Genomic DNA, 6,730 nt, shown 5'->3' on the forward strand with positions numbered 1-6,730 from the left:
TCTATACCTCATCCCAGATGCGCCGTTGACGAGTCTCCTCGAGCGTGATCGAGCCGACGATGAAAGTCATCAGCGCAATCACACTCGGATAAATGAGTCCGGCATAAATGTTACCCGTGCGAGCCACGAGAGCGGTGGCGATGAGCGGGAGGAATCCGCCGAACCAGCCATTCCCGAAGTGATACGGCAGCGACATTGAGGTGTAGCGCACCTTCGCCGGAAATGATTCCACGAGGAACGCTGCCACAGGCCCGGTGATCATGGCGGCGATCGTGATCTGAATGACGATCAGGAGAACTATTGCCGGAGCATTCAAGGGACTCGAAAAGGAAACGATGCCGCGATAGATGGCGAAATACGACAGCGCGCCGATGAGGTTTCCAGCCATCATCAGTCGTTTGCGACCGACTCGGTCGGACAGCGTTCCGAAGAAGATGAACGCAGGAGTTCCTATCACCAGTGACACCGCGAGGATGCCATAAGCGGTGTCAGTAGGAATTTTCAGTACGGTCTGGAGAAAGAAGAGCGCGTAGAACTGGCCCGTATACCACGTGACCGCCTGGCCAGCCGTAACGCCGAAGAGGATCTTCAACACGAGCTTCCATTTGGGCCAGGTGTCGAAGCTCTCCCGCACCGGAGTTGTCGATGCCCCACCCTGCGTTTTCAACCGCGAATAAAGCGGCGATTCTCCGAGCTGCATGCGGATGTAGAACGAAACAAGCACGAGCGCGATCGAGAGGAAGAAGGGGATTCTCCATCCCCATTCCGCGAACGCAGCATCGCCAACCGTCCTGCGAGTGACGAGGATCACAACGAGTGAGACGAACAGACCGAGCGTTGCCGTCGTCTGAATGAAGCTCGTGTAGAAGCCTCGTCTGCTGTCGGGCACGTGCTCCGCGACATACACGGCCGCACCCCCGTATTCGCCGCCAAGGGCGAGCCCCTGAAGCAGGCGGAGAATGACGAGAATGATCGGCGCGGCGATGCCGATGGTCGCGTAGCCCGGCAGGAAACCGATCGCCGCGGTCGAGCCGCCCATGATCAGCAGCGTCGCGAGAAACGCGATTTTGCGTCCGACGCGATCTCCTAGCCGGCCGAAGAAAAGCGCGCCGAGCGGTCGCACGGCAAACCCGACGGCGAACGTGGCAAGGGTCTTGAGAAAATTCGCGGTCGGATTTCCCGCGGGATAAAACTGTGTCGCAATGATCGTGGCGAGGCTTCCGAAGATGAAGAAATCGTACCATTCGATCATCGTGCCGGCAGTCGAAGCAGCAATGACGCGCCAGATCCCCGCGGGCGAGCTTACCGGCTCGAAGCGAGTGGACGCAGCATCCTTGTCCGGCATGGCACCCATAGGGGCGGAAAGGTGCGTCTCCGGCAATGGGCGGGCTAGATTCGATCGGACAAACAATGACTGACACTCAATCGACTGAATCGATCGACCTCAACGCCGACATCGGCGAGTACACAGGCACTTCAGGCGCTTCGCTCGACGCCAGCATCCTCGAGCTGGTGAGCTCCGCCAGCATTGCCTGTGGCGGCCACGCCGGCGACCTGGAAGTAATGCAGCGAACCGTGGACTACGCTGCGAGTCGCGGCGTCGCCATCGGCGCGCATCCGAGCTACCCCGACCGCGAGAATTTCGGAAGGCGCGAGATGGAAATTTCGGAGGAAGAGCTCGGGGACCAGATCGTATCGCAGATCGAAGCGCTGGCTGACTGTTGCGCGAGAGCGGGGGTGAACCTTCGCTACGTCAAGCCGCACGGAGCGCTTTACAATGTGGCAGCGCGTGATGCGGAGGTTGCACGAGTGATCGCAGAAGCCGTACGCAGCGTTGACCCGGCGCTTGTTCTTCTAGGTCTCGCGGAGAGCACCATGATTTACGAGGCCGAGCAGGCAGGGCTTTCGGTGGCGTGCGAAGCATTCGCGGATCGTGCCTATCTCTCCAATGGAACTCTGCTGTCGCGCGACCGCGCGGGCGCCGTGCTCCACGACGCCGCGACAGTGGCGAATCGCGCGGTCGTAATCGCACGTGATCATTATGTGCAGACAGTGGACGGGGCTCGCCTCGAAGTCAAAGCCGATTCCCTCTGCATTCACGGCGACAATCCCGAGGCCTTGTCTCTCGTCACGGCCACGAGGCAAGCCCTCGAGGGAGAGGGATTCGCAATCCGGCCATTCGCTTGAGCGAGCTCTGGCCACGATACCTGGAGCTCGGCGATTCGGCGATCACGGTCGCGCTCGGTGAGGGAATCTCCCGGAAGCTGAGTCGGGAAGTCGCGGACCTCACCCGAGCACTTGCAGCCTCGAATATCGAAGGGATTCTCGACATAGTCCCGGCTTACGCCAGTCTCACGGTCTATTTCGACCCGCGCCGGGTTGCGTTCGACGAGCTGACGACGAGCCTCCGCAGCGCGGTCGCGCATTCACGCGCCGGAACCTCGAGCGTCGCGACGGACGACACACAGGGAAAAACCATTCGGATTCCAACTCGATACGACGGGGAGGATCTCGCTGACGTCGCCGCGAGAACCGGATTGTCGCGCGACCGAATTGTCGAGCTTCACTCGTCGCGGGAGTACCGCGTGTATGTGATCGGATTCGTTCCGGGGTTTGCATATCTGGGCGAGCTGGACGAGGCGTTGGTGCTGCCGCGCCGAGCGACGCCAAGAAAGCGAGTCCCCGCGGGATCCGTTGCGATCGCGGAAGCGCAGACCGGCATCTATCCATTCTCGACGCCGGGAGGATGGCATCTGCTTGGAACGACACGAGTGACGATGTTCGATGTTGCCGCCCCTGAGCCAGCGCTGCTTCGCGTTGGAGACACGGTGATCTTCGAGCCGATCGACTGATGATCGTCGTCGATCAGGCGCCCCCTTATCTCACGGTTCAGGACGCAGGCCGCGTTGGATATCGATCGAGCGGAGTACCGCCGGCGGGGGCGATGGACCAATGGTCTCTCGCCATGGCGAATGTTTATGCAGGCAATCAGCGGAATGCTGCCGCGCTCGAGTGGGCCGTAGGAGGCGGAGCACTGCGGTTCGAGCACGAAACAATCATAGGACTCGCGGGCGCAGAAGTCGATGCGGCGATCGGCGACAGACCTGTTCAATCTCCGGGATCGTTTGTGGTTCGATCCGGTGAGGTACTGAAAGTTCGGGCAATTACGGCGCGGAGGTTTCTGTATCTCGCATTACACGGCGGAATAGAGTGTCCTGTCGTTCTCGGCAGCCGGAGCACTTATCTCCCTGCGAGCTTCGGCGGAATCGAAGGAAGACGGCTCACGAACGGCGACGTGCTCTCGTCCGGAGCATTGGCCCTGCCGCAGAGGCACAGCGTGGACGGAGGACTTCAGGAATCAGCGGGAGAACCAGATTACAACGCCACTACTGTGCGCGTCATCCCGCGATCGGCAGACGCGGCTGACCAACGACATTCGGGCGCGAGAGATCCGGACTCGGAGCTGTTCGCGCGCTTCGTGGAACAGCAATACACCGTAACAGCAGCATCGGACCGAATGGGTTATCGTCTCGAATCAGCTCAGCCACTCGCGGGAGCACGGGCGTCGATTACGTCAGAGCCGGTGTGTGCGGGGACGATTCAGCTCACGCCCAGCGGACAACCGATAGTGCTGATGGCGGACGCGCCGACGATCGGCGGCTATCGCATAGTCGGAACGGTGATCTCATGCGACCTGCCGGTAGTCGCACAGTGCGTTCCCGGCAGAACGCTGCGCTTCGAGCGAGTATCCGTTGAGAAAGCACACGCGCTTCTGGAACAAAGCGAGCGCGCGCTGTTGCGGCTCCTCAGGGCGGCGTCCGCGCCAGCAGAATACTGACCACCGCATCCGCCAGGAGATCACGGACCGACTCGGCGTAGTGCAGCGCATCGCCGACGTGAAGGCTGGCGCTTTTCCACGTATCGCCGCCGTCGTTTGAAGTCATTGCCGCGAGGTCGACCACGTTGACTCCTTTTGGCAGAAACTTCGAGCGTATCTGATCGTTGAGGGCCTTGACCGAAAGCTGGTCCGGTGGCCGCGGCGACAGCGTGGTCACGATGATGTGATTGGCCGCGATGCCCCTCGCAATCCACAAATCGACCATCCATTCCAGATTGATGAGGGTTGATGCAGTGGATATTCCCGCGCCCAGGTCGTTCGTACCCATGGAGATGTAGAGGAAATCCGAAGTCCGGGGTGTGAACGCCTGGACTCGAGTGATTGGCCCTGACGGGTAGTTATCGGTTTGCGACTCCCCACCGCTCCACGGGTAGCCGACACCGAGCGCTTCGCCCTCGAATCGGGTTACTCCGTTCACGGATTCACGCGCGTTCGGGCTTCCGATGATCGTGCGGCCTGTCCCTGTTGTCGTCCCGCCGATGCCGTGGTTCACAACGACGATCGTCTGGCTTCGGCTGGCGCGCCAGCGGCTCTCGATCTTCCCGGCAAGCTGGGAAGTACTGTTCGGATCGTTCGGGCCGAGTCGCGTCGCGGCGAAGTTGCCCACGTACGAGCTGGCGACGATAGGAAAATTGTTTCCCGAGTATCCGTAATCGGTATTGGAGTCGCCAAACGTGACGAGCTGCACGAGGGCGGTTCCGAGAGCGTTGAATATCAGCGGACTCCCTGCAAGACCGTCCACGCTTGCGAAGAGCGAGTTTCCACCGATTCCAAGCGTCCAGCTGCCCAGCGTCGCGATGCCGCTGCCGTTCGTCACGGCGCTGGCTCCGGAGATGCTGCCGCTGCCGCTCCGGATACTGAACACGACCGTGACTCCGGCGACTCCCACGCCGTTCGCGTCCGTCACAACCACAGCGGGCCGAATTGGAACCTGCGAACCGGCGACGGCGGTCTGGTCCTGTCCCGCGCTGATCGCCATCGCCACCGGCGGGGCCGGGATTCCGTCGGCGGTGAACAACACCGGGCTTCCCTGTAGCGTCCCCGCAGTCGCGGTAAGTGTATTCTGTCCCGGCGATGGCCCGAGTATCCAACTACCGACTGACGCGAACCCCGCTTCATCGGTGACGGCTACACCGCCCGTGAGACTCCCGCCTCCGCCGGTCACCTCGAACGTCACCGTATAGTCCGCGACAGGAAGATTCGCGGCGCTCAGCACGCGGACCGCTGGCGGATCGACGACAGCCTTTCCGGTTGTCGCTGTCTGCGGATCGGCGCTGGCGCGTATGATCTTTGCCGCAACCGGCGCGACCGCAGTTGCGGAGAAGATTACCGGGCTCCCCTCGAGCGCCCCCGTCGTTGCAGTCAGCGTGTTCGATCCGCGCGACGGACCGAGTATCCAGCTGCCGACCATGGCCAAGCCGGTTGCATCGGTTACGGCGACAGCACCAGTTACGCTCCCTCCACCGCTTGTCACGTCGAACATGACCGTGTAACCGGGAATAGGAATATTGCTGGCGTCCAATACGCGCACGGCCGGCGGATCGCCGACCGCCGTCCCGATTGTCGCCGTCTGGGGATCGCCGCTGATTCGTACTACCTTGGCCGGAACCGGCGCGGCGGCAGTCGCAGAGAACGTTACGGGACTCCCTTGAAGCGTCCCCGCGGTTGCAGTGAGCGTGTTCGGTCCCTCGGACGGTCCGAGTATCCAGCTCCCGACCGAGGCAAGGCCGGCCTCATTCGTCACGGCAGCGCCACCGGTCACGCTCCCGCCACCGCTGGTCACGGCGAAAGTCACGGTGTAGCGCGGGACGGGAATGTCTGCGGCGTCCAGTACGCGCACCGTCGGAGGCTCGGGGACAACCTTTCCGGCTGGTGCCGTCTGGGGATCTGCGCTGACTCGGACGATTTTTGCCGGAACTGGAGCGACTGCGGTTGCGGAAAAAGTTATCGGACTGCCGCTCAGCAAACCGGCCGTCGCAACGAGGGTCTGTTGGCCGGGTATCGATCCCAGCACCCAGCTCGTGGGCGCGGCTATGCCTGATGAGTTCGTCGCGACGGACACGCCGGTCACGGTTCCGCTACCCGTGCCCGGCGTAAAGACCACCGTAAATCCCGCGACCGGATTGCCGTTGGCGTCGGTGACTTTCACCGATGGCGGAGCGGCAACCGGGCCACCCGCAGTCGCCGCCTGATTGTTTCCGGCAAAAGCGGCGACGATCGCCGGTGCTCCCACGCCCCCGGTTGCGCTGAATGCGACCGAGGCTGGGGTGAGCCCTGCTCCGCTTGCGGTGACAGTGTTTGGCCCCGCTGTAGACCCAAGCGTCCAGCTTCCGAGAGTGGCGACTCCGGCCGCATTGGTTGTTGCTGCCGCGCCGGTGATCGTGCCGCCACCGCTCGCAATTGCGAAGGTGATCGCAAATCCTGAGATCGGATTCCCGAATGCGTCCGTCACTTTCACGGCCGGCGCCGTCGGTACTGCACCGCCGGCGGTCGCGGCCTGGCCCTGGCCCGCTTCGATGGACAGCGCCGTCGGCGGGCCCGGAACGACGGTCACCGTTGCAGTGGCGGTTTTTCCCTCCGCCGATGCGGTGATGGTCGATTGTCCGGGTAGAAGCGTGCTCGCGAGACCATTTGCGTCGATACTCACGATGGCGGGATTCGAGCTTGTCCACGTGACAACGCGGTTCAGGTTCAGCTGCTCGATGTCCTTCAGAGTGGCCGTGAACTGAAGGGTCTTCTGAACCTGAATCGTCGTGTCGCGGTTGATCGTGATCGTCGCCACCGGAGCCTGCAGCAGAACTCCGTAGACGCTGAAGTGACTAACCTTGCCCG

Annotated in this window: 5 protein-coding genes; 3 read left to right on the plus strand and 2 right to left on the minus strand. The window is 62.3% G+C overall.

The features are described from left to right. Nucleotide 1: 1 nt before the first annotated feature. Entirely contained in the window at nucleotides 2-1,345 is a 1,344-nt protein-coding gene (locus VES88_02715; protein ID HYN80386.1) for an MFS transporter, read from the minus strand. A gap of 65 nt (nucleotides 1,346-1,410) precedes the next feature. On the opposite strand from VES88_02715, the gene VES88_02720 reads away from it, so the two are divergent. From VES88_02720 to VES88_02730, 3 genes are read left to right on the plus strand one after another with little or no spacing between them, the layout of a single operon-like run. Then, nucleotides 1,411-2,187 (plus strand): 5-oxoprolinase subunit PxpA, encoded by a 777-nt coding sequence (locus VES88_02720; GenBank protein ID HYN80387.1) that lies wholly within the window; start codon nucleotides 1,411-1,413, stop codon nucleotides 2,185-2,187. After that, on the plus strand, nucleotides 2,184-2,852 hold the full coding sequence (pxpB, locus tag VES88_02725; GenBank protein ID HYN80388.1) for a 5-oxoprolinase subunit PxpB: 669 nt from the start codon (nucleotides 2,184-2,186) through the stop codon (nucleotides 2,850-2,852). Before VES88_02720 ends, pxpB begins: the two co-directional genes overlap by 4 nt. Further along, nucleotides 2,852-3,838, plus strand: a complete 987-nt coding sequence (locus VES88_02730; protein HYN80389.1) for a biotin-dependent carboxyltransferase family protein — start codon at nucleotides 2,852-2,854, stop codon at nucleotides 3,836-3,838. Before pxpB ends, VES88_02730 begins: the two co-directional genes overlap by 1 nt. Here VES88_02730 and VES88_02735 read toward each other — a convergent pair. Then, a partial coding sequence (locus VES88_02735; GenBank protein HYN80390.1) for a GDSL-type esterase/lipase family protein occupies nucleotides 3,807-6,730 on the minus strand: 2,924 nt, incomplete at its 5' end. The genes VES88_02730 and VES88_02735 overlap by 32 nt on opposite strands.

The organism is Gemmatimonadaceae bacterium, from assembly GCA_035633115.1.
GTDB lineage: Bacteria > Gemmatimonadota > Gemmatimonadetes > Gemmatimonadales > Gemmatimonadaceae > UBA4720.

Excerpts from the sequence above, each read along its gene's own strand:
- VES88_02715 (HYN80386.1), bottom strand. The coding sequence starts at position 1,345 with ATGCCGGACAAGGATGCTGCGTCCACTCGCTTCGAGCCGGTAAGCTCG.
- VES88_02720 (HYN80387.1), top strand. The coding sequence starts at position 1,411 with ATGACTGACACTCAATCGACTGAATCGATCGACCTCAACGCCGACATC.
- VES88_02730 (HYN80389.1), top strand. The coding sequence starts at position 2,852 with ATGATCGTCGTCGATCAGGCGCCCCCTTATCTCACGGTTCAGGACGCA.